Below are 25,219 nucleotides of genomic sequence, written 5' to 3' on the forward strand. Positions count from 1 at the left end.
CCTGTCCCGTTAATTTCACTGTGATGAATCCATTTGTGTACTGTTTTTTGTCATGAAACACGTCGCTTCTAATGTTCTTTTGCAGCCTTACAAGGCATATCATTTACTTTATAATCAAAATTTTTAAAATATTGTACATTTTGTGGGGTTCCTTTTGCAGGTGGCATTTCAAATCCGGGATATTTTACAACCGGATTACTTTCTTTCTTCACATGGTCTAAAAATTCATCAGAAAGATTAAGAACAGACTTAACGACTTCTTTTGGAGTCATTGCAATCCATTGAGCTAATGAAATATCAGCAAAGTGGTTACTTTTAAAAATCTCTAAAAAGATATCTTTTTCATTACCAATGTTTTGTACATAATGAAAATTACCAACAGGAACATATCCAACATCACCGGCCTGATAATTAAATGTTCTGGCTTTTGGTCCAGGCTTAAAAACAGTCATTCTGGCTTTTCCCTGAATATAGTATTGAAGTTCATCTGCATTTGAATGCCAGTGAATTTCTCTCATGCCGCCAGGTTCAATTTCAACTAAAGCTGCAGAAGTAGTTGAGCAGGCAGGAAAGTTTTTATGATCTAAGATTCTGATACTTCCGCCATCGGAAATAATTGGTTTTACATTGATAAGTTCATGTTTATAGGTATTAGGAACATCTCCATAGGGAGAGACAACTCTTTGCGACTCAATGGTACCCGGATCACCACCATCAACAATATAAACTTCTTTTTCAGGAATTACATCAAACTCTGATTCATCACATCCAAAATTCGCAGACAGCACATCTCGTGGAATGTGTGAAAACAGTTCTGAGATTGAAAAAGTATTATCCTCGGAATAGCTTCCTTTATCGAATAACATTAAAAATTCACAGCCTTCATGTAAACCTTGTATAGAATGAGGTATATTAGCCGGAAAAATCCATCCTTCCCCAGGTTTACAATCGGCAATAAATGTTCTACCTTTTTCATCAACAGCAGTAACCCTTGCACCACCTTGCAAAACATAGCCCCATTCGGATTGAAGATGACTGTGCATTTCTCTGACACCGGGGGAAAGATTCATATTTACAATGGCTAAAGTTTCATCAACCGGTAATTCTCTGCTTGTTATTTCGCGAGACCATCCGCCGGACTTTAAAGTCATATGTGCATCTGCAAATGAAAATTTTAAATTGGGGATTAATCCAAAATCAGTAGCAGGGGGTACCAAAGTATCCGGAAGCTGCCTTGCGCGTTCCGGATTTCTGGGACCTAAATCCAATGCACCGGCGCCATCACTTCGAATCGGCTGGGGCTCATTTGAATTTTTTAATTCATCTAATTTTTCTTGCATTCTCTTTGAGAACTCTCTATTCATACTGTTATACTCCTTTCTGTTTGCATGTATTTTTTGCGCAAACACACAAAAATATACTTTAACAGAATGGATTTCCTATTGCGGAAATAAGAATGAAAAAAGGCATAAGGACACTGTCCTTATGCCTTCATAAAAATTTTTCCCTAAAACAATTCTTTCACAAAGTTCACTACATCGATATTTTTCTTCTGAACATCTGGATTCTGCTCTAACTCTGGCATACTTCTCCAATGATATTCTCTTCCATCACTTTCGAATGACTCTTGCTTCATAAAATCCGGAAATTCTTTGATAGTTGCCAAATAAAACTTGTGGCTATATATCTTGGCTTCTTTTGCGCTTTCCGAATACTTTTCATGTATCTTTTGACCAACATACTTCAATTGTATATCACCTGGATCAATCTTAAGTTCATTCGAAATATGACTTCTGATAAACTCTTCGTTATTTGGGTTTTCCTTATAGTTCAAGAAGAACTCGCAATCCCACCTATTATCCTCATAAACAAGGAATCTGTTCGGAAACTTTTGGAATGAGTCTTTAATAACCACAATCGAATGATTGTGAGCAATCTCATTCAATTTATTAATATCCCTCAATAAGTCTTCAAAGTTATACCGATTTTTTGAAGTTTTCACAATATCGACAATGCTTTTCCCTGTAAAGAATAGACCCAGGATAACAAACAGAGTCTTAAATACTACCCCAGGTATTCCCAAAATGTCCTTATAGGAGGACATTATTACCGAAATCAGCAATGAAGCCGAAGACAGAACGCTATCCCAAACAATCGTTTTCCCAATAAACTGCTTTTTCTGTTCCAAAAGGAGGTTCAATTTTACATCATCAATCAAAATCTTCATGTTCCATTTCCCCCTTTCTAAACTAATAGCTACTTATCACCTTCATTAATAATTTATACATTATATCACAAAACACCTATGCCCGCCATAGTTATTCTTAAAAAAGAAACCAGATTTTTATAGCCCAGATTTTTATACAAAACATGCCAGAGAGACCGTCTGCAATTTTACAAAATTGAATCTTTCGCCTTTCACGACGTCCCTCTGGCACTATAGAGCTTTCATCTCGGCAATTGAATTACCGAGGATTCCCGCTTTTTTATCCTAAAGTATATTTACGAAATATCAAAAAAAGATATAATATATTAAAAGAAAAGTTGTTTTTTAACAGTAACAAAACCTATGTTGTAAAGGTGGTGTGATTATGTTAGTCAGTCAAAAAATATTTACTCTTTTAAACGAAAGAGGTATGAGTCAAAAAGAGTTTGCCGAAAGAACGGATATTTCTCAAAGTACAATAAGTGATTGGAAAAGAAAAAAAACAAATCCTTCTGCAGATAAAATATTAAAAATATGCGAAGTTTTGCAAATTACTCCGTATGAGCTATTGTCAGAGAATGAAATCAGTAAGTTGGAAAATACGATTGATTATAGGATTGCACTGAATAATGAGGAAGTTTTTTTATTAAAATCGTTTCGTGGATTGGATGTACGACAAAAAAATAGATTATTTGGTTATCTGGAAGCTTTAAAAGATAAATGTGATTAAAACTACATAGTATATGTCAAATTAACTTGATGTATACTTTTTTTTATGATAATATACGTATATACGTATCATATATACGGATATTTGTGAAGGGAGAAATATAAATGGGAGATATAAGTATTATTGCAAGAAGACTTCCGGATGGTCAGGTTCAGTACGGATGGAGTGGAAATGGTGGATATTATTGTATGGTTGGGGCAAGATTGCTTGAGTGGTATCAGAATCCGAAAGATGTTGAATATCTATTTGGACTTGGTCAGACTCAATTAATTGGAAGAGTAGGAAGCGAGAATGGTGGATTCAACTGGTTCGAATCACATGCACCTATAGGAAGAGCGTTTTGGGTAGATACCACAGAACGAATGATTTTTAGCAAAATTGCTTTTGTTGATTATGGATATTTTTACGATTTAGACCATAAATGGTATTATGTTGTGCCTGGTCCATTTAGAATTAAGATACCATTGGAACTAATTAATAATAATGTTGATGACAGGTGTTATGAATTTGATTATTTGAAGAAACTCAATGGTGATGTTGCCAGTTTCATTTTTAAAGAATATCGGGAATCCAATCTGGATTTTAAGACCTTTATGAATGAAAATGACTATGATTCAGAAATAATCCTCGATGCGATAAGCGAAGATGGTATCCCTTCACTTTATAGTTTGTATGATAAGTATAGAAAAATATATGAATACTTTGATAATTGGATTCTGGTAAGAACTAACGATGATTATACAGATATTACAGAGATAGTAATGCAAAAGAAAGAAGATGTTCATGTAGAAACTTGCATGTGGTAATGAACACGCAGGACGTATCTCCCCACTCAGTTTTCAAAAACGGAGTAGGGAGATACGTCCTGTCCCTTCCGAAGGGTGCCTTTATGATTGTGGATTATACTCTCTTTGCGCCTTTTCCAATTAAATTCATTATTGCATCTTGCAATACCCTTGAATAGTTAATTCCGGCTTTGTCAGCCTCAACGCTCATCCAATACGGAATAGTACAATTTTTTTTCACAGCTTTATTTCTTATTTTCTTTATATATTCATCAAAATCAACATCTACAAGAGTAAAAAGTCCATCTGAATAATCAAAATCTTCATCTGCATCCGCCTGGGCTTTCCGTAATGCTTCTTCGCTAAGTGAAGGAATTGGAATTTCTACGGCTTGATCAATATAATCCATTCCCTTTAACCCTATAGCATCTCTCGCCATTTCCATAGCATCAGCCACACTTTTTCCCTCTGTATAAATGTCCATATCTGGAATATACACAAGATAATCATCGCCACACTTTTTTATCAGTATTGGATACGCTCCTTTCATAATTGTTTTCCCCCTTTCTTGCCATTTAATAATATATAATATCAAAACACTGATAAATAATTCTTGAAATCCGGGGATTATTTCAATCCTCATTTTTTCAGAATTCGTTTTGCCGTAATCTCATTGATTTCTGTATGTCTCGCAACTTGCTCAATATCACTTCCACGTTTATATGTATCATGATTTCCACCATGTTCCTTAAAAACAAATCCAACACTTTCAAGTTTTTTTATCAGTTCGCGACGCTTCACGTGCTCACCTCCGTGCATTTTTCTATTATACGCCTTCAATGCGTATAAGTCAATGTATTATGCGTGTTAAGGGCGTATTTATCTTTTTTCATTTTATAATACTACCATTAACAATTTATCTGAACTCGCTATTTTTTGCTATTTCAAGTTTAATCAGCTCACACCGATCTGCATTGGCTGAGACTTCGGATTCTTTATAGGGGACTTTGGAATACGGCAGGTATGCATTGATGGAAGCCCTGAATTTCAAACTTTTTCAAAAAATGTATCCATCAAGCCATGACCATGCACAACAATAAAGTGCTCCCACTTGCTGTTGTGCCAGTGCTGGCCTTTGGTGATGCCCGGTTTTGAGATATTAGTGCTGACCTGACCGCAATCTACTGTGTGCAAAGTTTCTAGTGCCTGACCCTCGGTACTTCACATACCCACTCTCATCAATAGATGCCTGAATCCTTTCTGCCGCTTCCTTTACGGAAAGATCGCCAAGCCCTATGATGGTTATCATCGGCTGTCCTTCCAGCGTTTTGATCTCAATATCAACCGGATATCCGTCTATCCCCTGTATCGCAAAACTTTTTACCACGGTAGCCATAAATCATCCTCCCCCATGCTTTTCTTTATTTCGTTTTCCTGTACTACATATTTGTGTCCTATATCTTCTACAAACTGCCGATAACGCATGATCGGATTCTGCCCAAAATACGCATGTGTACGACTTATCTGTGTGATCCTATCATCACTAAACCCTAACAATGTCCGATACGAACTCCAGGGGTAATCCTCGGGATGTTCCACCATCTTTGCCTTCACCGGATTCAAATGAATATAGCGGCTCGTCTGTAAAAAATACGCATCATCTTCCACAAGACATGCCTTATATCTGCCTTCAAACAAATGCCCTGTATATAAATATTTACGATTAAAATAAATTGCATAACTGCTTGCAAGTTGTTTCATAAATTTCCCTATTTCTCTCTCACTAGTCTCAAGCAGTATATGAAAGTGATTTGTCATCATACAATAGGCATGTACCATACATCCATTCTTTTCAAGTGCACTTTTCATTATGGCAATGAATACCTGATAATCCATATCTTCTCGAAAAATTTCCTGCCTTCTGATTCCTCTTTCCATCAAGTGGTAAATTGCCCCCGGATACCATATTCTTTGTTTTCTAGCTATTTTCCACCCCTCCTATCACGCTTACTCCTTCTCATGATTTTTGCTTTTATAACACTATCATCAATGATTTTATTCAAAACGAAGCTTCTTTTTTGAGAAGCTTCAATCAATCTCCATCACTTATTCTTAAATTCCATATTTTTTAGCAAATGCACTTCCTCGACACCTAGCCTTATGAACATCACTTTTTTTTACTTCCATCTTCCGTCCACCTCTGACCTCGTTAGTAAGAAGTCCATTAGCAACTGCACGTGCAGCTTTCTTTTGTGACTCAAAAGAATCACTTAAACATGTTTTGTTTCCAACCGCTCTCATATTCTGAACCTCCTATTCATAGTATAACCCTATGAGGAGCGTCTATTCTCAGAGTAAGATGCTCTACGAAAACTCAGCTTTACCTTATAATCGGAAAAGACAGAAAGAGAGCCTGTTGCCTTATGACAACAAGCTCTCTTTCCTCTTTTTCTCCATCCACCGGTACAGATCTTCATACACCTGCTGCCGGTCGGTCTCATTCAATATCTCATGCCGGTCTCCCGGATACAGTTTGATGGACACATCTTTCATCCCGCTGTCTATGTATTTCCGGCATATTTTACGGACGCTTTTTCCGAAGTTGCCCACCGGATCATCCTCTCCGGATACGAAAAATACAGGCAGGTCTTTTGGCACTTTTTCCATATTTTTTCGCTTTGTCAGAACCTGCATTCCGGTAAACATCTGGTAATAGCCATTTACCGTGAAGGTAAAGCCGCACAACGGGTCATTTTCATATTTGCTCCGGATTGCTTCGTCGGATGTCACCCATGTGTTGGGGCTGTCACAGGGTTCGAATTTCCGGTTGAATCCTCCGAATCCGATGTTATTAATCAGGGCGCTGCGGTATTTCCAGCCCTTCACCGCCGCAATTGCCCGGCACACGCATTTTCCGGCACCAAGGATGACCGGACCCATATATCCGGTTCCCATGATGATGGCTCCGGCAAGTCCATTTCCATACATGGTTAGGTACTGGCGCAGAAGGTAGGATCCCATGCTGTGTCCCAGCATGAAATAGGGCACTTCCGGATATTTTTTCATGGCCATTTGCCGCAATCTGTGAATATCTCCGATGACGTATTGATTTCCCTTCGTCTCATGGAAATATCCATAGTATTCTTCACTCTGAATGGATTTTCCATGGCCCAGATGGTCGTGTCCTACCACGCAATAGCCCTGTTCTGCAAGAAATCTTGCAAATTCATCATAGCGATCAATGTATTCTACCATTCCGTGACAAATCTGGAGCACCGCTTTTACTTCACCTTCCGGCATCCACATGATTCCGTGAATCTGCGTCACTCCGTCTCTGGACGGATAATTAAATTCTTTCTTCATTCGTATTTCCCCTTTGTTTCCCGGGTTCTATCTTTCAAGATGAACTCTGTCTTATCTGTCTTCCATCCGCACATACTCCCGGTATGGAGCCAGCGGCTTATATGCCGGACGGATGATTTTATCTACATTTTTAAGCTCTTCCAGACGGTGTGCGCTCCATCCAACAATTCGTGCCGTAGCGAAAATCGGAGTGTACAATGCAGGCGGAAGATCCAGCATGCTGTATACCAATCCGCTGTAGAAGTCTACGTTTGCATTTACTCCTTTGTAAATGCGCCGCTTCTCCGCGATGACTTCCGGAGCCAGCCGCTCGACCGTTTCATAAAGTCCATACTCCTTCTCACAGCCTTTTTCTTTTGCAAGCTGCTTTACAAATCCTTTGAAAATATCCGCACGCGGGTCGGATACCGAGTAGATGGCATGACCCATTCCGTAGATCAGTCCTTTCTGGTCAAATGCTTTCTTATCCAGCAGGTCGCACAGATACTGACGAACCTCTTCTTCGTCCTCCCAGTTTTCTACATTCATTTTCATGTCTTCGAACATCTGGGTTACCTTAATATTTGCACCGCCATGCTTCGGTCCCTTTAAGGAAGCCATGGCTGCCGCAATCGTAGAATAAGTATCCGTTCCGGATGATGTAACTACGTGGGTAGTAAATGTGGAGTTATTTCCACCGCCGTGGTCCATGTGAAGTACCAGCGCCATATCCAGAATTTTTGCCTCCAGCTTGCTGTACTTCCGGTCTTCTCTCAGCATCATCAGGATATTTTCTGCGGTAGATAATTCCGGATCCGGTGCATAGATAAATAAATCATCTCCCCGGCGGTAATTATATGCATGGTATCCGTACACCATCAGCATCGGGAACTGACTGATCAGGTTCAGACACTGTCTGAGTACGTTTGGAATGGAGGTATCATCTGCCTTGGCATCATAGGAATACAGATTCAGGATCGAGCGCGACAGGCTGTTCATCATATCACGGCTTGGCGCTTTCATAATGACATCACGCACGAAATTCGGCGGCAGTGTTCTTCTCTCCACCAGCATTTCGTGAAAATCCTCTAACTGCTTCGCAGTCGGCAGCTCGCCAAATAACAGGAGATACGTGATTTCCTCAAATCCAAAATGATCCTCTTTCAGGAATCCACCCACCAGGTCTTTGATATTGTAACCTCTGTAGTAAAGATTTCCTTCACACGGTACCTCTTCGCCGTTTACGATCTTCTTCGCGCATACGTCGGAAATATTTGTAAGGCCGGCCAGCACTCCTTTTCCATTAACGTCTCGCAGCCCCCGCATAACCTCATACTGGGTATACAATTCTTTGTCAATTGCATTGTTTTTTTCGCAGAGAGCCGCCAGCTCCTGAATCTCCGGTGTGATTTCAAATAATGCTTTCTGTACAGATGTTCTTGCCATAGACATTCCCCTTTCCATTTTCATTTTGCTAAATTTTCACTACTGTTTCTTTTATCATTTGTCTGCCGCTTTATTTCAGATTCCGGCAGATCATATTTGTTAATGCTGCAAATTCTTCCAGCGTCAGAGCCTCTCCGCGGATACTTGGGCCTTTTCCCAGCTCATCAATGCTTTTTATGATAACATCCTTCGGAATATCAAGCTCCACCGAGTTATTCAGTCCATTTGCAAGCGTCTTTCTTCTCTGATTAAATGAGGCCCGGATGATCCGGAACATCAGTTTCTCATCTTCCACCTCTACCGGCGGTTTCTCATGGGTGGTCAGACGGATGACCGCAGACCCCACCTTCGGCCTTGGCATGAAGCAGTTGGGCGGCACATTTGCCACGATATAAGGGCTGGCATAATACTGAACTGCCAGGGACAGTGCGCCGTAGTCCTTCGTGCCCGGTCCCACCTGCATCCGGTCCGCTACTTCTTTCTGCACCATTACGGTGATACTTTCCATAGGCACATGATTTTCAAATAATCCCATAATGATGGGCGTCGTTATATAGTATGGAAGATTTGCCACTACTTTAATAGGCTTTCCGCCATTTTCTTCCCGGACAAGCTTTGGAATGTCCAGCTTCAGCACATCTTCATTAATGATCGTTACATTATCATAAGTCGCCAGCGTCTCGGAGAGAATCGGTATCAATGCCTTATCGATCTCCACTGCTGCCACCTTGCCTGCTGCCTGCGCCAGGTACTGGGTCATGGTTCCGATTCCCGGCCCAATCTCCAGCACAAAATCATCTTTCGTTATTTCCGCCGCCCGGATGATCTTGTCCAGCACATGGGTATCGATCAGGAAATTCTGCCCGAATTTCTTCTGAAATGAAAAATTATATTTTTTTAAAATCTCAATGGTATTCTGGGGATTCCCCAGCGTTGGCTCTGCCATATCCAAGTCTCCTTCTTGTTTTGTAAACTTAAATATTTCTTATATTTATCTGTCCATTTACGGAATGCGGTACATCTTCCGGGCATTTGCCTCCGTCTGTGCAATCACCTCTTCACAGGTCACACCCTTGATCCGCGCGATCTCTTCCGCCACATAGATCAGATTCAGGGAAGAATTCCGCTTGCCCCGGTTGGGCTCCGGTGACAGATAAGGGCAATCAGTTTCCAACAGGATGGAAGTAAGCGGAATTTCCTCCACCGTTTCCTTGAGCTTCCGTCCATTTTTAAATGTCACCACACCGCCGACTCCGATGTAATATCCCATATCCACATATTCTCTTGCCATCTCTTTTGAATAAGAGTAGCAGTGGATCACACCTTCCAGTCCCTGACCGTACTGCTTCATCATCTCCATGGTATCCGCTGCCGCATCCCTGCTGTGGATCAGTACCGGAAGATCCAGCTCCCTCGCCAGATCAAGCTGCTTTGCGAACCATTTCTTCTGTAAATCATGGGACTCATTGTCCCAGTAATAATCAAGCCCGATCTCTCCGACCGCCACAACCTTCGGCTGCCTAAAGAGCTCTTTCATCTTTGCAAATGTATCCTCATTCAGCGCTCCCACTTCATCGGGATGAACTCCCACCGCGGCGTACATGAATGGATAGTCCTGCACCATGTTCACGACCCTCTCACAGGATTCATAAGTGGCACTGACGTTCACGATGGTACCGACTCCGCCCTCTGCCATGGACGAAAGAAGCTCCCGCCGGTCCGGATCAAATTGTTTGTCATCATAATGAGCATGTGTCTCAAATATCATAACTCGTACAGCTCCTGTTTCTTCAATTCTTTACTTTCCTAAATGTGTAAATTAGACCAATTATAACACACTTTTATTAAGAATCCTACCTGATGAAAATTAAATTTCTGTGAAGGCTGTGAAAAATTTCAAAAAAATGCCCCCTCCCGGGCAAACAAGTTTTCCCCTTGTCTCCCCGAAAGGAAGCATGTCACAACATATTACTGACAGCGCTCTGTCCTCATTAGTTAACAGTACTCTGCCTCTGGTTAGCAGTTCTCTGCTCTTTGCTAGCAGATCTCTGCTCCCGCCGGCATCTCTTTTTCCGATGTCATCAGTGCCAGATTGCCTTCCGCATCCTCTGCACACAGCAGCATTCCCTCGGACAGTACGCCTGCAAGCTTGGCCGGTTTCAGATTCACCAGAACCATAACCTTCTTGCCTACCATCTCTTCTGCACTGTAATGTTTCTTAATTCCGGAAACGATCTGCTTCACCTGGCTTCCGATCTTCACCTGTGAACACAGAAGCTTGTTGGATTTCTTTACCGGCTCGCAGGCAATGATCTCGCCTACCTGGAACTGCATTTTGCCAAAATCTTCGAATGTAATCTCCGGCTTTGCTTCGATGTCGATTACATTTTCCTCTTCTGCCGGTGCCTCAGGCTCCTCTGCTACCGGCGGATGAAGCTCTTCTACCTTCTTCATGACCTCATTGATATCCAGTCTCTGGAACAGGATCTCCGGTGTCTCTGTTACCTTTCCATCGCCAAGCTGTGCCAGAATCTTTTCGGACGTCTCCGGCATGAAGGATTCCAGAAGTCTTGCGCCGGCCTTGATGCTCTCAATCAGATTATAAAGCACGGTCTCCAGACGGTCTTTCTTTGCCTCGTCTTTTGCAAGAGCCCACGGCATGGTCTCATCAATATATTTGTTGCAGCGTTTGAACAGTGCGAAGATCTCTGTGATTGCATCTGCCACACGCAGGTCATCCATCTTGGCATCTACGGCCTTCGGGGTATTTTCCACTACCGCCTTCAGATCAGCATCCACGTCTTCAGCCACGCCCTTGTCGGTTACTGCACCGCCAAAGTATTTATTTGTCATGGAAATCGTTCTGTTTACCAGATTGCCCAGTGTATTTGCAAGGTCGGAATTCAGACGCTCTACCATCAGCTCCCAGGAAATCACTCCGTCGTTGTCAAACGGCATTTCATGAAGTACAAAATAACGAACCGCATCCACACCGAAGAAATCTACCAGCTCATCCGCATACAGCACATTTCCTTTTGACTTACTCATCTTGCCGTCTCCCTGCAGGAGCCACGGATGACCAAATACCTGCTTCGGCAGAGGCTCGCCCAGTGCCATCAGGAAAATCGGCCAGTAGATCGTATGGAAACGAATGATATCCTTACCTATTAAATGCAGGTCAGCAGGCCAGTTTTTCTTGTACTGCTCGGTGCTCTCTCCGTCCGCATCATAACCAATTCCGGTAATATAGTTGGTCAGCGCATCCAGCCACACATATACCACATGTTTGTCATCAAAATCAACCGGGATTCCCCATTTAAAAGAGGTTCTGGACACACACAGATCCTGCAGTCCCGGAAGCAGGAAATTGTTCATCATCTCATTTTTTCTGGATACCGGCTGAATGAACTCCGGATGGGTGTTGATATGCTCAATCAGGCGATCTGCATATTTACTCATTTTAAAGAAATATGCCTCTTCCTTCGCCGGTTTTACCTCGCGTCCACAGTCCGGACATTTGCCGTCAACCAGCTGTGACTCTGTCCAGAATGACTCACACGGAGTACAGTAAAGGCCTTCATAAGATCCTTTGTAAATGTCTCCCTGATCGTATAATTTCTTGAAAATCTTCTGTACCTGCTTCTCATGGTAATCGTCAGTGGTACGGATGAATTTGTCATAGGAAGTGTTCATCAGATCCCAGATGTTCTTGATCTCGCCTGCCACACCGTCTACGAATTCCTTCGGTGTAACGCCTGCTTCCGCTGCCTTCAGCTCGATCTTCTGACCATGCTCATCCGTTCCTGTCTGGAAGAAAACGTCATATCCCTGACTTCTCTTGTAACGCGCAATCGCATCTGCCAGCACAATCTCATAAGTATTTCCGATATGCGGTTTGCCGGATGTGTAAGCGATCGCCGTTGTAATATAATATTTTGGTTTACTGCATTTTTCACACATAATATCTGCTCCTTTTTATTCTTATTTAGACATAAGATTGCGCGTCTGCGCAATCTTCGCGCGCGAGCGGGCTGCAATGCAGCAACTTCATTTCCGCGAGCTGCGCACCATCGCACGAAGTGCGTTTTTAATGTAACGAGGAATTCCTCGTCACATTAAAAAAGTCTTCTCCAATTCCTAAGAATCAAAGAAGACGAGTTATCCCGTGTTACCACTTCTCTTCGCCCTGCCTTCACAGACAGAACCTCATAAGGTGCTCCCGACACCTCTCCGCTGTAATGGGCGGTACCCATCGCAGGGTTGCCATTAATCTGCAAGAATCCGGTTCCCCCACGCTGCTCAGAAGCCATCTTCAGTCTGTTTCCGTTCATCCCTCTCAGCATCTGCACCCTGTGCAACGGGATTTCTCTGTAAAACTTCCGCCGACCTACTCTTTTCGTCACTGCGTTTTTCATATTTCATATGGAAAATGGTAGCACAATAATACGCTTATTGTCAAGCCATCTCTTTGATCTGACGAATCAGCTCCATGTCTTCTTCCGTGACCCGGATATTTCCGCTTATTGTCTCCCCGGCGGCAGTGGTCACCGTAATCTCGATCACGCTGTCCGTGCCCGTTTTTTCTGCTGCCGCTTTCAAAAATTTAGGAAACTTGGGATGGTTTGCCTTAAATCGGTCCAGCATATTTTTTATCTGCATCAGTGCCATTGGATTCTTCTGCCAATTCATTTTCCTGCATACCTCCTTTATTCATTTCATAAATAATATAGATGAAATTCTTTAGGAAGGCAATATGCGCAAAAAAATATCCATCCTGTGTATTCTCTCTTTTCTACTCGTCCTTTTGGCCATGTGCGGCTGTTCCGACCGTATCTTCGCCAGTCAGGCAAACAGAAAATTCAACAAATTCACTCAGGAGCTTTTCTGCCAGGAGATTTCCGGAAATGCTCTTACTCTTCACTATACCTTAAAAGACCCGGATCAATATGGCATCCGCTCCATGTCCGTCTCTCTGGGTTCCTATACTGCCGACACCGCTTCCTCCTGCGCCGCACTGGAAAATTGCCTCGCCGCACTGCATCGTTTTAATTATGATAATCTCTCAGAAAAAAATCAGCTCACCTATGATGTCCTGGAAGACTATCTTAAAACCGCTCTCATGGGTGCTCCCTACGCTCTCTATGAAGAACCCTTAAGCCCTCTTACCGGTATTCAGGCCCAGCTACCGGTTCTGCTCTCGGAATATACATTTTATACCACAGAAGATATCGATACATATCTGGAATTGCTGGCCTGTGTCCCCGAATACTTCGATTCCCTCATAGAATTCGAACAGTCCAAATCCTCAGCAGGACTATTCATGTCTTCCTACACAGCTGACAGTATTATCAAAGAATGCAACACCTTCCTGAACATGGGAGATTCCAATTATCTCCTCACTACATTTGCAAGCCGCCTGGATCAGATCCCCGGTCTGAATCAAACCACAAAAGAAAACTATATTTCCAAAAACGCTTCTTCTGTAAACAATTTTATTTACCCTGCATATCAAAAACTTGCCAACACACTTTATTCACTGCGCACCAGCGGAAATAACACACACGGGCTTTGTCATTACCCGGACGGCTCTTCCTACTATGAATACCTGGTCCGTTCAGAGACCGGATCCTCCAGGAATATTACGGAACTTCAGGAACTGATAAAACAGCAGATGTCTGAGGATCTGACCGCCATGCAGGAAATCCTGCAGGATTCCGTCGAAACAGTCCCGTTCACTCTGGAAGACTCCAACCCCACGGCCATTTTAAGCAAATTAAAACAGAAAATGTCCGACGACTTTCCCACCCCGCCAGACGTAAATGTAGAAATAAAATACGTATCACAGGAAATGGAAAACTTTCTCAGCCCTGCGTTTTACATGATTCCGCCAATAGACAATATCAAAAATAATATCATCTATATCAACCAGAGTCATCTGCCCGACGACCTCGAACTCTATACAACCCTCGCCCACGAGGGCTATCCGGGGCACCTCTATCAGACCGTCTACTATGCCTCCACCGAGCCCGACCCCATAAGAAGTATCCTGAACTTCGGGGGCTACACGGAAGGGTGGGCCACCTACAGTGAAATGTTAAGCCACTACTACACCACCCTTCCCAGGGCTCAGGCACTTCTAACCCAGCGTAACTCCTCCGTCATCCTCGGACTATACGCACTTGCAGACATCGGGATACACTATGACGGGTGGACCCTTGTCGATACCGTCGCCTTCTTCCGGGAATACGGAATCACCGATCAATATACCATCGAAAGCATCTACGATCTGATCATCGCAGATCCGGCAAATTATTTAAAATACTATATCGGGTATGTGGAGATTCTGGATTTGAAAAAAGAAGCCATGAAAGAATGGGGAGATAAGTTCACACAGAAGCGATTTCATAAGGCAGTGCTGGATACCGGGCCCGCCTCCTTCGATGTGTTGAGAAAACATGTCCTGGGGAAATGACAGATGGGTACAGGGCAAAATGCGATTGGGTACAGGGCAAGTGTTAATTGGGGACGTAGCAAAATGCATTTTGCTACGTCCCCAATACACTTGCCACAAGTCCTCCCATTGTTGCAAGCAGCGCCCCCGCCAAAGTATACCTGGTCTTCGACACCTTCGCCGTCATAAAATACACACTCATAGTGTAGAATATCGTCTCCGTGCACGCCATGCTGATTGATGCAATCCTGCCAATATAGGAATCTGTCCCGAATTCTTTATATAGATCCAGAAGAAGCCCTGTCGCTGCCGATGAGGAAAACATCTTTACAACTGTAAGCGGCACCAGCTCCCCAGGGAAACCTATGTACTGCGTCACTTTTCCCAGAAGTTCCGACAGCATTTCCAAAAAACCGGACGCCCTGAGAATCCCGACCGCAATCATCAATGCGACCAGGGTGGGCATGATCTTAATCACCGTGAAAAATCCGCTCTTTGCTCCCTTGATAAATACATCATACACTTCTACCTTTGCCATCACGCCGTAACACACGATTCCGAATATTGTCATGGGTATAATCATATCTGAGATGAATAAAAACAGGTTCATACCGGCACTTCCCGATTCTCCATTCACAGAGATTATATGAACCCGTCCCCTATCTTATTCCATAAACTGATCGATGGTAAAAAGGTTATATTTCTTTGAAGTCTTCATATCCTCCTTCGTAAGCAGAAGTGCTTTCACCAGCTCTTCATTTTCTTTGACCGGTCCGGAGGATATCATGATTTTTATCGCTACCGGGAGCATGGTTTTATAGGACAGACCTGTTAACATTCCCATTTTCCGGCTGGTTCGGTTCAGGCTGTTAATGCAGCAGATCAATATCTGCTCCGTCGGGTTGTTCTGATTCTGCATGGTATAGCTTTCTATAAAATCATATTTTCTTCCCAGCCCGGCATAGAGTGTCTTGCAGTCCCCGGGATTTTCTTCGTCCCTTACATCGTAGAACATCTGTATTCCCGTCTGTTCGGAATCCTCGATCCGATAACGTTCAATCACGCTCTTTAAGACGCGTCTGCTCCGGCCATCATAGGAATACATATACTGCCGGTCCAGGAATTCTCCCCGCCGATATCCCGCCTCTTCCTTCTCGTCTGTCACTGCAAGAAGCTGAGCTGCCGACACCTTAAGCACACCTGCGATTTCATCCAGAGTAGCAATATCGAGGGAAATTAGTCCCTTCTCATACTTGGAAACCGTCGATTTGCTCTTGTGGATTTCATTTGCCAGCTCCTCCAGCGTCATCTTGTAAGCAAGACGGTATTTTTTAATATTTTTCCCCACACATTCTTCGATTCTCATAGTCTTCTCCGTTTCGTAAAAATCACTTTTTCCATGAAAAATATTTTAAATTCAGCTCTTCCCCTGTTTTTTTCGATTATTTCAGGAAAAAGTCTACTTTAAATACATAAACACGAAAAAAGTTTCCTGTCAAGACACTTTTCTCTATTTGCTTTGTTCTTTTTTTAACAATATAATAATGCCAGGATTGCGTGAGTGCAAAGCGCAAAACAATCCGCAGGTATCATTATATGTTTAGAGGAGCTTTGAGATGAATCATAAATCTTTTAAAGATACATTTGTAATTGGATTTGCTATTTTTGCCATGTTCTTCGGTGCCGGCAACCTGATTTTTCCGCCTTATCTCGGATTGATTGCAGGAAGGAACTGGTTCCTGGCATTTCTGTGCTTCATGGCAGTGGATATCGGACTCAGCCTCCTGGCCCTGCTCGTTGTAGCTAAAATCGGAAAGGGCGCGGCAGGTGTCACAGAAAAGCTTGGAAAGCTTCCGTCCATGCTGATCCTTTCCCTGAATGCAATCTGTCTCGGACCTTTGATTGCTATTCCGAGAACCGCAGCAACTGCATATGAATTTTCCGTTGCACCATTTTTTCCGAAAATAAATGCGCCGGTTTTTTCCGTGATCTTTTTTGCAGTTGTCATCCTGTTCTGCCTGAAGCAGTCCAAAGTAATCGACATTATTGGAACCGTATTCGCTCCTCTGATTCTCGGAGCACTGATTATTTTAATTATTAAAGGAATCTTTATGCCGCTTGGAACAATTGACATTGCGGCATCTGTCCAGTCTGCCGCAGAGGCAGGCATTGGTGCCGGTTATCAGACCATGGATGTGATGGCAGCCATGATTCTTTCATCCTCCATCCTGATAACTCTGGCTCAGAAGAGCTACACCACAAAGGAACAGCAGTTCCATATGATTTCCCGCTCCGGTATCATTGCCGCCGCAATACTGTTCATTGTATATGGCGGGCTTGCCTATCTGGGTGCTACCGTATCCGGAATCTACGGACCGGAGACAGACCGTGTGGCGCTTCTGATTGCAATTACCAAAGCATTACTCGGCGAGAAGGGAATGATCCTCCTTGGCATCCTGGTCTGTGCTGCATGCATGACACCAGCTATTGGATTATTGTCCTCCTCCGCCTCCTTCTTTGAAAAGCAGACCGGAAACAGAATCAGCTACCGGACCTTCGTATTTTTATTCGCGGGAGTCAGCTTCCTGATTTCCAACTTTGGAATCAGCCGTATCCTGAAACTCGCCGCCCCGATATTAAATATGATCTATCCGGTACTGATTCTCCTGGTCGTCCTTGGAATGATGAACAAATGGATTTCTCACCGCATCATTTACCGGCTCTCCGCCCTGAGCGTGATTGCGGTCAGCACTCTGACTACTTTATCAGAGTACATTCATATTCCATTTGACATCGCCAGCCTTCCATTATATCAGTATGGATTCCAGTGGATTACTCCGGCACTGCTGTGCGGACTTCTGGGACTTATGATTGCAGAACGCAAACATCTGCTATCACCCGTTTTCCTTGGAAACGTGGGGATACGCGCTTAACTTTTCTCATATTTTTCAAAATAGGGGACGGTTCTCTGTCCGGGATTAACCGGACGGAGAACCGTCCCCTATTTTATTCCGCATTACTTGCGGCAATCTTTACTTTACTCCACAGATTACTGATGATCTTTCTGGTATCTTCGTTGTAAACAAATACCTCATCTTTATCATAACCCATTCTCGGCATATAGGCCTCAATTCCCTCGTAATCTCCGCCTTCACCATAAAGTTCTTCCATAACCTCCCGGTTTGCCGAAGTATATCCAACATAACTGGAGTTATCATATGCCCCGTCGTAATCGGTTGCATAGTTGATAAATGCATGTGCAAGCTCCGGATTCTTCGCATTCTTCGGAATTACCATCGCATCGGACCACAGATTGGTTCCTTCGTTTGGAAGATAGAATCCCATATCTTCATTTTCAGCCATGACATAGGCTGCATCACCGGAATAAATCAGTCCCAACGCCTTTCTTCCCTGTGCCATGTTGTCAATGATCTCATCCGTCACAATCTCCGTTTTCATGGTCTGTACACATTTCACCAGCCACTCATAAGCCTCATTAATCTCCGCTTCACTTTCCGTATTCATGGAGTATCCCAAAGCCTTTAACGCCATCATGAATGAATCTCTTTCAGAATCATACAGGTAAATGTCACCTTTGTATTTTTCATCCAGGAAAATGTTAAATCCTTCCATTTCCAGATCTTCGATATCTACCTTATTCTTATCATATACAATTCCAACGGTTCCCCAGAAATACGGAACAGAATAGTCATTATTCGGATCATACGGAAGGCCTTTCACTTCATCAACAAGTTTGTCCATACAATCCAGCTTGGATTTATCCAACTTCTGCAGATAATCTTCTTCGATCAGACGCTGGATCATATAATCACTCGGGACAAGAAGATCGTAGGATTCTCCATTTGCCACCTTGATATACATCTGCTCGTTGGAATCGAAGTTCTCCATAACAACGGTAGCTCCCGTTTCTTCTTCAAAGTCTTTAATAATATTTTCACCCGTATATTCTCCCCAGTTATAAATATGAAGAGTCTCACCCTCAAACGGACGGGAAGAACTGATTCCTCCGAAACGGAACACACTCACTGCAACAAGAATCAGAGCCAGAGCCCCTGCTGCCGGAATCAGGATTCGCTTCTTTCCGGCCTCGGTTTTCATTAACTTATTCGTTCGAAGCATCGGAACGACATTTACAAGAATCAGTGCGATGGTAATAATGACTACCACCAGAGTGGAAACCGCATTAATACTCGGATTTACACGCTTACTCATGGTGTATACCACGATACTTAAGTTCTTTACACCACGTCCCGTTACAAAATAGGAAATAATAAAATCATCCACGGACATGGTAAATGCAATCAGTGCTCCGGAAATAATTCCCGGTGTGATCTGCGGAACAATGACCTTGATCAGAGCCTGCCAGGGTGTTGCTCCCAAGTCCATAGCCGCATCCGCAAGATTGGGATCCAGCGAACGGATCTTCGGCATAACCGACAATATCACATAAGGAATACAGAATGCGATATGGGCCAGGAGCATGGTCACATATCCTTTTTCAACCTTGAATGTGATAAACAAAAGCATAAAGCCGATTGCCGTCACAATCTCCGGATTCATCAACGGAAGATTATTCACCTGGTCCATCAGATTGCGGACAATCTTTTTGGATTTACTGAGACCAATCGCTGTAATCGTTCCCACTACCGTAGAAATAGCTGTCGCAAGAATGGCAACACTGAACGTAGTATACAGGGCCTCCATCATATCACCGGATTCCATCATATGCTGATACCAGCGCAGTGAAAATCCTGTAAACGCTGTCAGCGATTTTCCACTGTTAAAGGAAAATATAATCATGTAAATAATCGGCAGATAGAAGAAAATAATCATCAAAGCCATTAAAATCTTTCCAAAGGTACGTTTGCTTTTCTTCATAATGATTATTCCTCCTTTCCGCCCTGATTTCTGATTTCCACCTTACGAACCAGCATCATAAGCAGCATCATGATCACTGCCATAATCATGGAGATGGCACTTCCGAAGTTCCATTCTCCCACCGTAATGAACTGATTCTCAATCAGGTTACCGATCAGGAAGTACTGTCCGCCGCCCAGAAGCTTCGGGATAAAGAAGGAACTGACCGCCGGCAGGAATACCAGTGTAATTCCGTTAATAACGCCCGGCAGAGACAGAGGCAGTGTAACCCGCATAAAGGTCTGCACCGGATTTGCTCCCAGATCCGCACTCGCCTCAAGAAGGGAGTGATCCATCTTACACAGGGACGTATTAATCTGTAAAATCATGAATGGCACAAAGTTATATACCATTCCAAGAAGCACTGCCCCTTCCGTATAGAGCAGTTCTGTATTTCCAAGTCCGATAAAACTCAGAATTCTCTGAAATAATCCACCTTCGCTGAGAAGACCGATCCATGCATAGGTTCTTACCAGCATGTTGATCCATGTAGGCAGTGTAATACACAGAACCAGGATGTTCTGCATTTTTTCACTGCTTCTTGCGATAAAATACGCCACCGGATATCCCAGAAGCAGGCAGATAATCGTTGTTTTAATTGCAATCAAAAGAGAACGCCAAAGTATAATCAAAAAGTCAGGGTCGGTAAAAAATTTGACGTAATGGTCCATTGTAAGGGTAAAAGAAATAATACTGTTTCCCGGCTCTGCCACAGAATACAGCGCAATCAGAGCCATGGGAAGAATCAGCATCAAGGTTGCCCAGACAATGTACGGGACTGCTAATTGTGAAAATCTTTTCATGCTAGTAATCTAACCTTGACATTACATGAATATCTTCCGGGAAGAATGTCAGTCCGACCTCCTGGCCTTCCTCCGTATAATCAGTGGTATGAATCTTAAATTCCCGTCCGGTTGTGGAGAAGGTAATCTTGTAAATTCCCTCCTTCACCTCTGACGGCTCAAAATCATAATCTACACTGATATCGATACTTTCATCCTCATTGCTCAACTTCCAGCCCTGTGCATTTGCCCAGGTCTTAATATCTGTATCCAGTGCCTGAGATTCAACGATCTCGTCTACCGTTTTAATAAAGTTAAACGCCATAATCGCTTCATTTGCCTTCTCATTCTTAACAAATGGCTGATTTACCACGAAAATGGTTCTCTCAATACTGGTGCCATTAGAAGTAGAGAATTTTACCGGATACTGTCCCTCTTCTTCCTGAAGATCATATTCAATCTTGGCAATAGAGATATATTCATCATTCTCCGGATCCCAGGCCTGAGCATTGGAACGGGCAATGATTTCCTTATCATCCAGGTCCTTCACATCCTCCAGATCCACATAGAAGTTATTTGCGCTGATCTTCTCCCTGCCATCCTCGCTGGTCACATCATGATTATGGATCACGCGCATATTAACCGTAACACTGGTTCCGGGTACTGTCTCAACAATAATCTCATAGTGAACGCCCTTAAACAGAACGCTTAAGACCTCGCCCGTCATCTTACCATCTTTTACATCTACGATGTCTATATCCTCAGGTCTGATAACAACGTCAACTTTTTCGTTTTCTTTGAAACCATAATCTACACAATCAAAGGTGATGTCATCGAAACGAACCTTGTAATCCTCCAGCATCGTTCCGGGAAGAATATTACTTTCCCCGATAAAGTTGGCAACAAAGCGATTTGACGGCTCATTATAAATCTCCTGTGGTGTACCGATCTGCTGAATCTCTCCATTTTTCATAACCACGATCTTGTCCGACATCGTCAGAGCCTCTTCCTGATCATGAGTTACAAAAATAAAGGTGATTCCGACCTCCTGCTGAATTCTCTTCAACTCATACTGCATCTCCTTACGGAGCTTCAGATCCAGTGCCGCAAGCGGCTCATCCAGAAGCAGAACCTTAGGCTCATTTACAAGCGCTCTTGCAATGGCCACACGCTGCTGCTGTCCACCGGAAAGCAGGGTTGTATTCTTATCCTCATAACCTTCCAGACCGATCAGCTTCAGCATCTTCATAACCTTCTGGTCAATGATGTCTTTACTCATCTTCTTAATTTTCAATCCAAAAGCAATATTTTCATATACACTCAAATGAGGAAATAATGCATATTTCTGAAATACCGTATTCAATTCTCTCTCATAAGGCGGCTTCTGACTGATTTCTTCACCGTCAAAAATCACCTTTCCCTCATCTGCATCCAGGAATCCGCCCAGAATCCGAAGCAGTGTTGTTTTTCCGCATCCACTTGGTCCAAGCAGGGTCACGAACTCATTTTCATAAATGTCCAGGTTCACACCCTTTAAGACAATCTGTCCATCAAAACTTTTTACAATATTGCGAAACTCTATCAGTTTCTTTTCCTCCATCTCACCTTCTCCTTCCTAGAACATCGGCGGTGTTGTAACCCACAACACCTTAGCCTCACTACTTCCATGGTTATATAAGTAGTGGCTTTTCGTTCCATCTAAATAAAAGGTTTCCTGTGCCTTTAATTTGTACTTTTTATTTCCCAGTACCAGCGTCACAGTCCCCTTCAAAACATACCCGAACTCCTCTCCGTGATGGGCCAGCATCTCCTGACTCTTCTTATGGGGCGCAAGTGTAAGCAGAATCGGCTCCATTTCATTCTTCTGCGCATTGGGAATCACCCACTCAATCGTATAATCATCCTGTTTATCCTCGAAGAAATCCTGTGTGGAAAATACGATCTGCTTCTCCTCCTCTTCACGGAAAAACTCAGATAAATTGGTTCCCAGTGCCTCCAGAATATCCTCCAGAGTAGCAATGCTCGGGGCAGTAAGATTTCTTTCCACCTGTGAAAGAAATCCTTTTGTTAGTTCACTTCTTGAAGCCAGGTCTCCAAGCGTCAGATCGTTCTGAAGCCTGAGCTCCTTAAGCTTCTTTCCGATGTCCAAAATTTCACCTCCCGTTTTGTAATACTATACTTTTTTTTAAAAATTACCTAACATTTTCTATTATACATAAAACTACATATATTGCAATAGTTCGACAAACAAAATAATTTGGGGACAGGTTCCTCGACTCATTGAGCCGAGGAACCTGTCCCCGTTATCACTGTCCGTTAACTCCTCATATATTCATTTATCATCTTCCGAAGTTTTTCCATCTTCTGAACCGTATCCGGATTCGTGTAAGGAATCCGATCAATAATCCTGTCCAGGTAATTCTCTTCCCGGATAATCGAAAATGTCTCCGGGAAATTAATGTCGAAAAAGTAAACAATATAAGATACCCAGTAATCAATTTTGTTTCTTCTATCCGCTGATTTAATACACTTATGGTTCAGGCAATATTCCCACACCTTCTCCGTGATTTCCTGACTTCCAACAGATTGTGCATCCATGCCAAGCAATACCTCTATGGACTCCTCCAGCTTCACACGGCAATTATCCAGCTTGTCTGCATCCCGGATCAGCTTTGCATGAAGAAGAGTCTGTTCATCCCGGATATCCGGCAATTCATAGTCACTGTGGTGAGCAATCGCTGTGCGGATCACCTCATCCCAAGTATCCTCCTTCACAAATCTTCGAATCATCTTCCTCTCACCAAAGAGAATTTCCACCCCGTAGGACGCATGATCCATAGTTGTTGGCTCGAAGCTGTCAAACTGCTTGATCTGCTCAAACCGTCCAATATCGTGAAGCAGCGCAATCAACTCCGCCAGACATTTATCTTCCTCCGATAAATTCATACGCCTGGCAATCTCTGCGGCACAGTGAACCACTCCTTCTGTGTGGATTATTTTCAATTTAATCTTTTCATTTTCTCGATCAAAGGAAGCCAGATAGTCCTGAAATTCCTTCCGTGCAAATTCTATGTTCATCATTATTTTTACCCGTTATTCTCCAGTTATATTTATTCAGTTATAGCATTTTTTTCATACATTGTCTATACAAAACAATCACCAATAACATAGAAAGCACATCTGCTACAGGTTGTGCCCACACAATTCCATGGATCCCGATGATAGCCTCAAGAATAAACAGCGCAGGGATGAATATGAGCCCCTGCCTGCTGAGGTTCATGATCAGCGCCTCTGTTCCGGCTCCCATTGCCTGTATGGCATTCAAAAGCACATAATATATTCCAAATAAAAAGCTCGTAGTCAGCAGAATCCGCACAAACCTTATTCCATAAGAAAATGCATCCGGATTAGTCACAAATACGCCAACAATCTGATTTGTAAATAAATAGCATAATCCCGTCATTATCGTACTGAGCAGCAGACCAAGAATGGCGGAAAAGCGCATCACTTTATGAAAACGGTCCGTGAGTTTTGCCCCAACACAGTATCCGAGGAGGGGCTGCACCCCCTGCCCAAGCCCTATACAAATCATTCCGGTTATCATAGTAACCTTCGCCGCAACTCCATAACCGGCAAGAGCCATGTCATCATAGGACGCCAGCCTTGCATTCACCACAATTTGAGAAACACTCATAAAAATGGATCCAAGAGAAGCCGGAACACCAATGGCAAGAACGCTGGTCATTACCTTCTCCTTCGGTGTCACATCCCTGATATTTATGCTAAGGGCAGAATTTCCTTTCAGGAAATAGCCAATATAATACCCCGCTCCGATTACATTTCCGATTACTGTTGCAACAGCAGCACCCACGATATTCCAATGTAAGAACAGAATAAAAACCGGATCAAGAATTACGTTGAAAGCATTACCAATCAACTGCCCCATCATCGCTTTCGTTGACTGCCCTTCTGCCCGAATAACATTGTTAAAGCAATTGGCTATTAACACAAACGGACCGCAAAATGATACGATTGTCAGATATGATTTCGTCATCTCCCATGTATCCGCGCTTGCACCAATAAGCTTCAAAAGTGGTTCCATAAACACAAGAAACCCAATAGACATCAGGATCCCGATCACAACACATGCCCACATACAGAAAGCACAGACTTTCTTTGCATAATCCCTGCGCCCTTCCCCAAGAGCGCGGGAAATGACGGATGTGCCGCCAATACCAAAAATTGTTCCCACCGCCATAAAAAATAAAAATACCGGAGTTGCAAGTGATACTGCCGAGACCTGTAATGCATCATGGGTTTGCCCGATAAAAAACGTATCTGCAAGATTATAGACAAGTACCATTAACATAGCAAGCATTGCCGGAATAGCATTTTGTAAAACGGCCCTGGGAACGGGCGCCAAACGGAATACCTCGGAGCCATCTGTTTTATTTTCATTTACATTTTTATTCATGATTATCTCCTTTTAATAGCATGCGATTATTTTACTCAATTGATTTCCCCACATTACTGTGAGGA

General features: G+C 43.0%; 25 protein-coding genes and 2 pseudogenes. 4 read left to right on the forward strand and 23 right to left on the reverse strand.

The genetic code is table 11. The annotated features are described in order from the left end of the window. Positions 1-68 precede the first annotated feature (68 nt). Together ACQRCC_RS02820 and ACQRCC_RS02825 are read right to left on the reverse strand one after the other, a co-directional pair. Entirely contained in the window at positions 69-1,364 is a 1,296-nt protein-coding gene (locus tag ACQRCC_RS02820) for a cupin domain-containing protein (protein ID WP_427849291.1), read from the reverse strand. Positions 1,365-1,507: 143 nt separating this feature from the next. After that, the gene (locus ACQRCC_RS02825; protein WP_427849292.1) at positions 1,508-2,227 is read right to left on the reverse strand and encodes a hypothetical protein; all 720 of its coding nucleotides are present in this window, start codon (positions 2,225-2,227) and stop codon (positions 1,508-1,510) included. Positions 2,228-2,591: 364 nt separating this feature from the next. On the opposite strand from ACQRCC_RS02825, the gene ACQRCC_RS02830 reads away from it, so the two are divergent. Together ACQRCC_RS02830 and ACQRCC_RS02835 are read left to right on the forward strand one after the other, a co-directional pair. Continuing rightward, the gene (locus ACQRCC_RS02830; RefSeq protein WP_427849293.1) at positions 2,592-2,936 is read left to right on the forward strand and encodes a helix-turn-helix domain-containing protein; all 345 of its coding nucleotides are present in this window, start codon (positions 2,592-2,594) and stop codon (positions 2,934-2,936) included. Between the two features lie 104 nt (positions 2,937-3,040). Beyond that, a complete protein-coding gene (locus tag ACQRCC_RS02835) occupies positions 3,041-3,742 on the forward strand; it encodes a hypothetical protein (protein ID WP_427849294.1) in 702 nt (233 codons plus the stop codon). A gap of 94 nt (positions 3,743-3,836) precedes the next feature. On the opposite strand, the gene ACQRCC_RS02840 is transcribed toward ACQRCC_RS02835, so the two are convergent. From ACQRCC_RS02840 to ACQRCC_RS02900, 13 genes and pseudogenes are all read right to left on the reverse strand, one after another. After that, a complete protein-coding gene (locus ACQRCC_RS02840) occupies positions 3,837-4,271 on the reverse strand; it encodes a type II toxin-antitoxin system HicB family antitoxin (protein WP_427849295.1) in 435 nt (144 codons plus the stop codon). Between the two features lie 89 nt (positions 4,272-4,360). Continuing rightward, entirely contained in the window at positions 4,361-4,522 is a 162-nt protein-coding gene (locus ACQRCC_RS02845) for a type II toxin-antitoxin system HicA family toxin (protein WP_427849296.1), read from the reverse strand. A gap of 270 nt (positions 4,523-4,792) precedes the next feature. Continuing rightward, a pseudogene (locus tag ACQRCC_RS02850) lies at positions 4,793-4,921 on the reverse strand (capsular polysaccharide biosynthesis protein CapF); the annotation flags it as partial. After that, a complete protein-coding gene (locus ACQRCC_RS02855) occupies positions 4,881-5,117 on the reverse strand; it encodes a magnesium chelatase domain-containing protein (protein WP_427849297.1) in 237 nt (78 codons plus the stop codon). The pseudogene ACQRCC_RS02850 and the gene ACQRCC_RS02855, both read right to left, overlap by 41 nt. Next, on the reverse strand, positions 5,102-5,707 hold the full coding sequence (locus ACQRCC_RS02860; protein ID WP_427849341.1) for a transposase: 606 nt from the start codon (positions 5,705-5,707) through the stop codon (positions 5,102-5,104). Before ACQRCC_RS02860 ends, ACQRCC_RS02855 begins: the two co-directional genes overlap by 16 nt. A gap of 126 nt (positions 5,708-5,833) precedes the next feature. Continuing rightward, complete coding sequence (locus ACQRCC_RS02865; protein ID WP_427849298.1) at positions 5,834-6,022, reverse strand: hypothetical protein; 189 nt, start codon at positions 6,020-6,022, stop codon at positions 5,834-5,836. Between the two features lie 120 nt (positions 6,023-6,142). Further along, entirely contained in the window at positions 6,143-7,084 is a 942-nt protein-coding gene (locus ACQRCC_RS02870) for an alpha/beta fold hydrolase (RefSeq protein WP_427849299.1), read from the reverse strand. Between the two features lie 51 nt (positions 7,085-7,135). Further along, positions 7,136-8,509: a citrate/2-methylcitrate synthase gene (locus tag ACQRCC_RS02875; RefSeq protein ID WP_427849300.1), complete on the reverse strand. Its 1,374-nt coding sequence runs from the start codon at positions 8,507-8,509 to the stop codon at positions 7,136-7,138. Between the two features lie 70 nt (positions 8,510-8,579). Further along, the gene (gene rsmA, locus ACQRCC_RS02880) at positions 8,580-9,455 is read right to left on the reverse strand and encodes a 16S rRNA (adenine(1518)-N(6)/adenine(1519)-N(6))-dimethyltransferase RsmA (protein ID WP_427849301.1); all 876 of its coding nucleotides are present in this window, start codon (positions 9,453-9,455) and stop codon (positions 8,580-8,582) included. Positions 9,456-9,512: 57 nt separating this feature from the next. Continuing rightward, positions 9,513-10,277 (reverse strand): TatD family hydrolase, encoded by a 765-nt coding sequence (locus ACQRCC_RS02885; protein WP_427849302.1) that lies wholly within the window; start codon positions 10,275-10,277, stop codon positions 9,513-9,515. Positions 10,278-10,546: 269 nt separating this feature from the next. Next, positions 10,547-12,469: a methionine--tRNA ligase gene (gene metG, locus ACQRCC_RS02890; protein ID WP_427849303.1), complete on the reverse strand. Its 1,923-nt coding sequence runs from the start codon at positions 12,467-12,469 to the stop codon at positions 10,547-10,549. A 155-nt stretch (positions 12,470-12,624) separates the two neighbouring features. Beyond that, the gene (locus ACQRCC_RS02895) at positions 12,625-12,912 is read right to left on the reverse strand and encodes a hypothetical protein (protein ID WP_427849304.1); all 288 of its coding nucleotides are present in this window, start codon (positions 12,910-12,912) and stop codon (positions 12,625-12,627) included. A gap of 52 nt (positions 12,913-12,964) precedes the next feature. Then, a complete protein-coding gene (locus tag ACQRCC_RS02900) occupies positions 12,965-13,198 on the reverse strand; it encodes a hypothetical protein (RefSeq protein ID WP_427849305.1) in 234 nt (77 codons plus the stop codon). 64 nt (positions 13,199-13,262) lie between these two features. Here ACQRCC_RS02900 and ACQRCC_RS02905 point away from each other — a divergent pair, with 64 nt between their 5' ends. Further along, the gene (locus tag ACQRCC_RS02905) at positions 13,263-14,981 is read left to right on the forward strand and encodes a DUF885 domain-containing protein (protein WP_427849306.1); all 1,719 of its coding nucleotides are present in this window, start codon (positions 13,263-13,265) and stop codon (positions 14,979-14,981) included. A gap of 73 nt (positions 14,982-15,054) precedes the next feature. Here the strand turns inward: ACQRCC_RS02905 and ACQRCC_RS02910 are convergent, their stop codons facing one another. Further along, positions 15,055-15,570: a spore maturation protein gene (locus ACQRCC_RS02910; RefSeq protein WP_427849307.1), complete on the reverse strand. Its 516-nt coding sequence runs from the start codon at positions 15,568-15,570 to the stop codon at positions 15,055-15,057. Between the two features lie 54 nt (positions 15,571-15,624). Continuing rightward, entirely contained in the window at positions 15,625-16,326 is a 702-nt protein-coding gene (locus ACQRCC_RS02915) for a helix-turn-helix domain-containing protein (RefSeq protein ID WP_427849308.1), read from the reverse strand. 250 nt (positions 16,327-16,576) lie between these two features. On the opposite strand from ACQRCC_RS02915, the gene brnQ reads away from it, so the two are divergent. Further along, on the forward strand, positions 16,577-17,893 hold the full coding sequence (gene brnQ / locus ACQRCC_RS02920) for a branched-chain amino acid transport system II carrier protein (protein WP_427849309.1): 1,317 nt from the start codon (positions 16,577-16,579) through the stop codon (positions 17,891-17,893). Between the two features lie 73 nt (positions 17,894-17,966). On the opposite strand, the gene ACQRCC_RS02925 is transcribed toward brnQ, so the two are convergent. The 6 genes and pseudogenes from ACQRCC_RS02925 to ACQRCC_RS02950 form a co-directional block, all read right to left on the reverse strand. Beyond that, a complete protein-coding gene (locus tag ACQRCC_RS02925) occupies positions 17,967-19,859 on the reverse strand; it encodes an extracellular solute-binding protein (protein WP_427849310.1) in 1,893 nt (630 codons plus the stop codon). Between the two features lie 5 nt (positions 19,860-19,864). Continuing rightward, on the reverse strand, positions 19,865-20,701 hold the full coding sequence (locus ACQRCC_RS02930; protein WP_427849311.1) for an ABC transporter permease: 837 nt from the start codon (positions 20,699-20,701) through the stop codon (positions 19,865-19,867). Positions 20,702-21,206: 505 nt separating this feature from the next. Next, positions 21,207-22,280, reverse strand: a pseudogene (locus tag ACQRCC_RS02935) (ABC transporter ATP-binding protein); the annotation flags it as partial. Between the two features lie 15 nt (positions 22,281-22,295). Next, complete coding sequence (locus tag ACQRCC_RS02940) at positions 22,296-22,829, reverse strand: helix-turn-helix domain-containing protein (RefSeq protein ID WP_427849312.1); 534 nt, start codon at positions 22,827-22,829, stop codon at positions 22,296-22,298. 167 nt (positions 22,830-22,996) lie between these two features. After that, positions 22,997-23,758, reverse strand: coding sequence for an HD domain-containing protein (locus ACQRCC_RS02945; protein ID WP_427849342.1), 762 nt, complete (start codon positions 23,756-23,758; stop codon positions 22,997-22,999). Positions 23,759-23,798: 40 nt separating this feature from the next. Then, the gene (locus tag ACQRCC_RS02950; protein ID WP_427849313.1) at positions 23,799-25,154 is read right to left on the reverse strand and encodes an MATE family efflux transporter; all 1,356 of its coding nucleotides are present in this window, start codon (positions 25,152-25,154) and stop codon (positions 23,799-23,801) included. Between the last annotated feature and the right edge of the window lie 65 nt (positions 25,155-25,219).

It is taken from the genome of Sporofaciens sp. SGI.106, assembly GCF_050314255.1.
In the GTDB taxonomy this organism is placed as follows: Bacteria; Bacillota; Clostridia; order Lachnospirales; family Lachnospiraceae; genus Claveliimonas.

Bases quoted from the DNA above. Each gene is read 5' to 3' on its own strand.
- ACQRCC_RS02950 (WP_427849313.1), bottom strand. From the start codon at position 25,154: ATGAATAAAAATGTAAATGAAAATAAAACAGATGGCTCCGAGGTATTC.
- ACQRCC_RS02855 (WP_427849297.1), bottom strand. From the start codon at position 5,117: ATGGCTACCGTGGTAAAAAGTTTTGCGATACAGGGGATAGACGGATAT.
- ACQRCC_RS02875 (WP_427849300.1), bottom strand. From the start codon at position 8,509: ATGGCAAGAACATCTGTACAGAAAGCATTATTTGAAATCACACCGGAG.
- ACQRCC_RS02910 (WP_427849307.1), bottom strand. From the start codon at position 15,570: ATGAACCTGTTTTTATTCATCTCAGATATGATTATACCCATGACAATA.
- ACQRCC_RS02915 (WP_427849308.1), bottom strand. From the start codon at position 16,326: ATGAGAATCGAAGAATGTGTGGGGAAAAATATTAAAAAATACCGTCTT.
- ACQRCC_RS02825 (WP_427849292.1), bottom strand. From the start codon at position 2,227: ATGAAGATTTTGATTGATGATGTAAAATTGAACCTCCTTTTGGAACAG.
- ACQRCC_RS02945 (WP_427849342.1), bottom strand. From the start codon at position 23,758: ATGAACATAGAATTTGCACGGAAGGAATTTCAGGACTATCTGGCTTCC.
- metG (WP_427849303.1), bottom strand. From the start codon at position 12,469: ATGTGTGAAAAATGCAGTAAACCAAAATATTATATTACAACGGCGATC.
- ACQRCC_RS02885 (WP_427849302.1), bottom strand. From the start codon at position 10,277: ATGATATTTGAGACACATGCTCATTATGATGACAAACAATTTGATCCG.
- brnQ (WP_427849309.1), top strand. From the start codon at position 16,577: ATGAATCATAAATCTTTTAAAGATACATTTGTAATTGGATTTGCTATT.
- ACQRCC_RS02900 (WP_427849305.1), bottom strand. From the start codon at position 13,198: ATGAATTGGCAGAAGAATCCAATGGCACTGATGCAGATAAAAAATATG.
- ACQRCC_RS02930 (WP_427849311.1), bottom strand. From the start codon at position 20,701: ATGAAAAGATTTTCACAATTAGCAGTCCCGTACATTGTCTGGGCAACC.
- ACQRCC_RS02835 (WP_427849294.1), top strand. From the start codon at position 3,041: ATGGGAGATATAAGTATTATTGCAAGAAGACTTCCGGATGGTCAGGTT.
- ACQRCC_RS02905 (WP_427849306.1), top strand. From the start codon at position 13,263: ATGCGCAAAAAAATATCCATCCTGTGTATTCTCTCTTTTCTACTCGTC.
- rsmA (WP_427849301.1), bottom strand. From the start codon at position 9,455: ATGGCAGAGCCAACGCTGGGGAATCCCCAGAATACCATTGAGATTTTA.
- ACQRCC_RS02925 (WP_427849310.1), bottom strand. From the start codon at position 19,859: ATGAAGAAAAGCAAACGTACCTTTGGAAAGATTTTAATGGCTTTGATG.
- ACQRCC_RS02865 (WP_427849298.1), bottom strand. From the start codon at position 6,022: ATGAGAGCGGTTGGAAACAAAACATGTTTAAGTGATTCTTTTGAGTCA.
- ACQRCC_RS02870 (WP_427849299.1), bottom strand. From the start codon at position 7,084: ATGAAGAAAGAATTTAATTATCCGTCCAGAGACGGAGTGACGCAGATT.
- ACQRCC_RS02840 (WP_427849295.1), bottom strand. From the start codon at position 4,271: ATGAAAGGAGCGTATCCAATACTGATAAAAAAGTGTGGCGATGATTAT.
- ACQRCC_RS02820 (WP_427849291.1), bottom strand. From the start codon at position 1,364: ATGAATAGAGAGTTCTCAAAGAGAATGCAAGAAAAATTAGATGAATTA.
- ACQRCC_RS02830 (WP_427849293.1), top strand. From the start codon at position 2,592: ATGTTAGTCAGTCAAAAAATATTTACTCTTTTAAACGAAAGAGGTATG.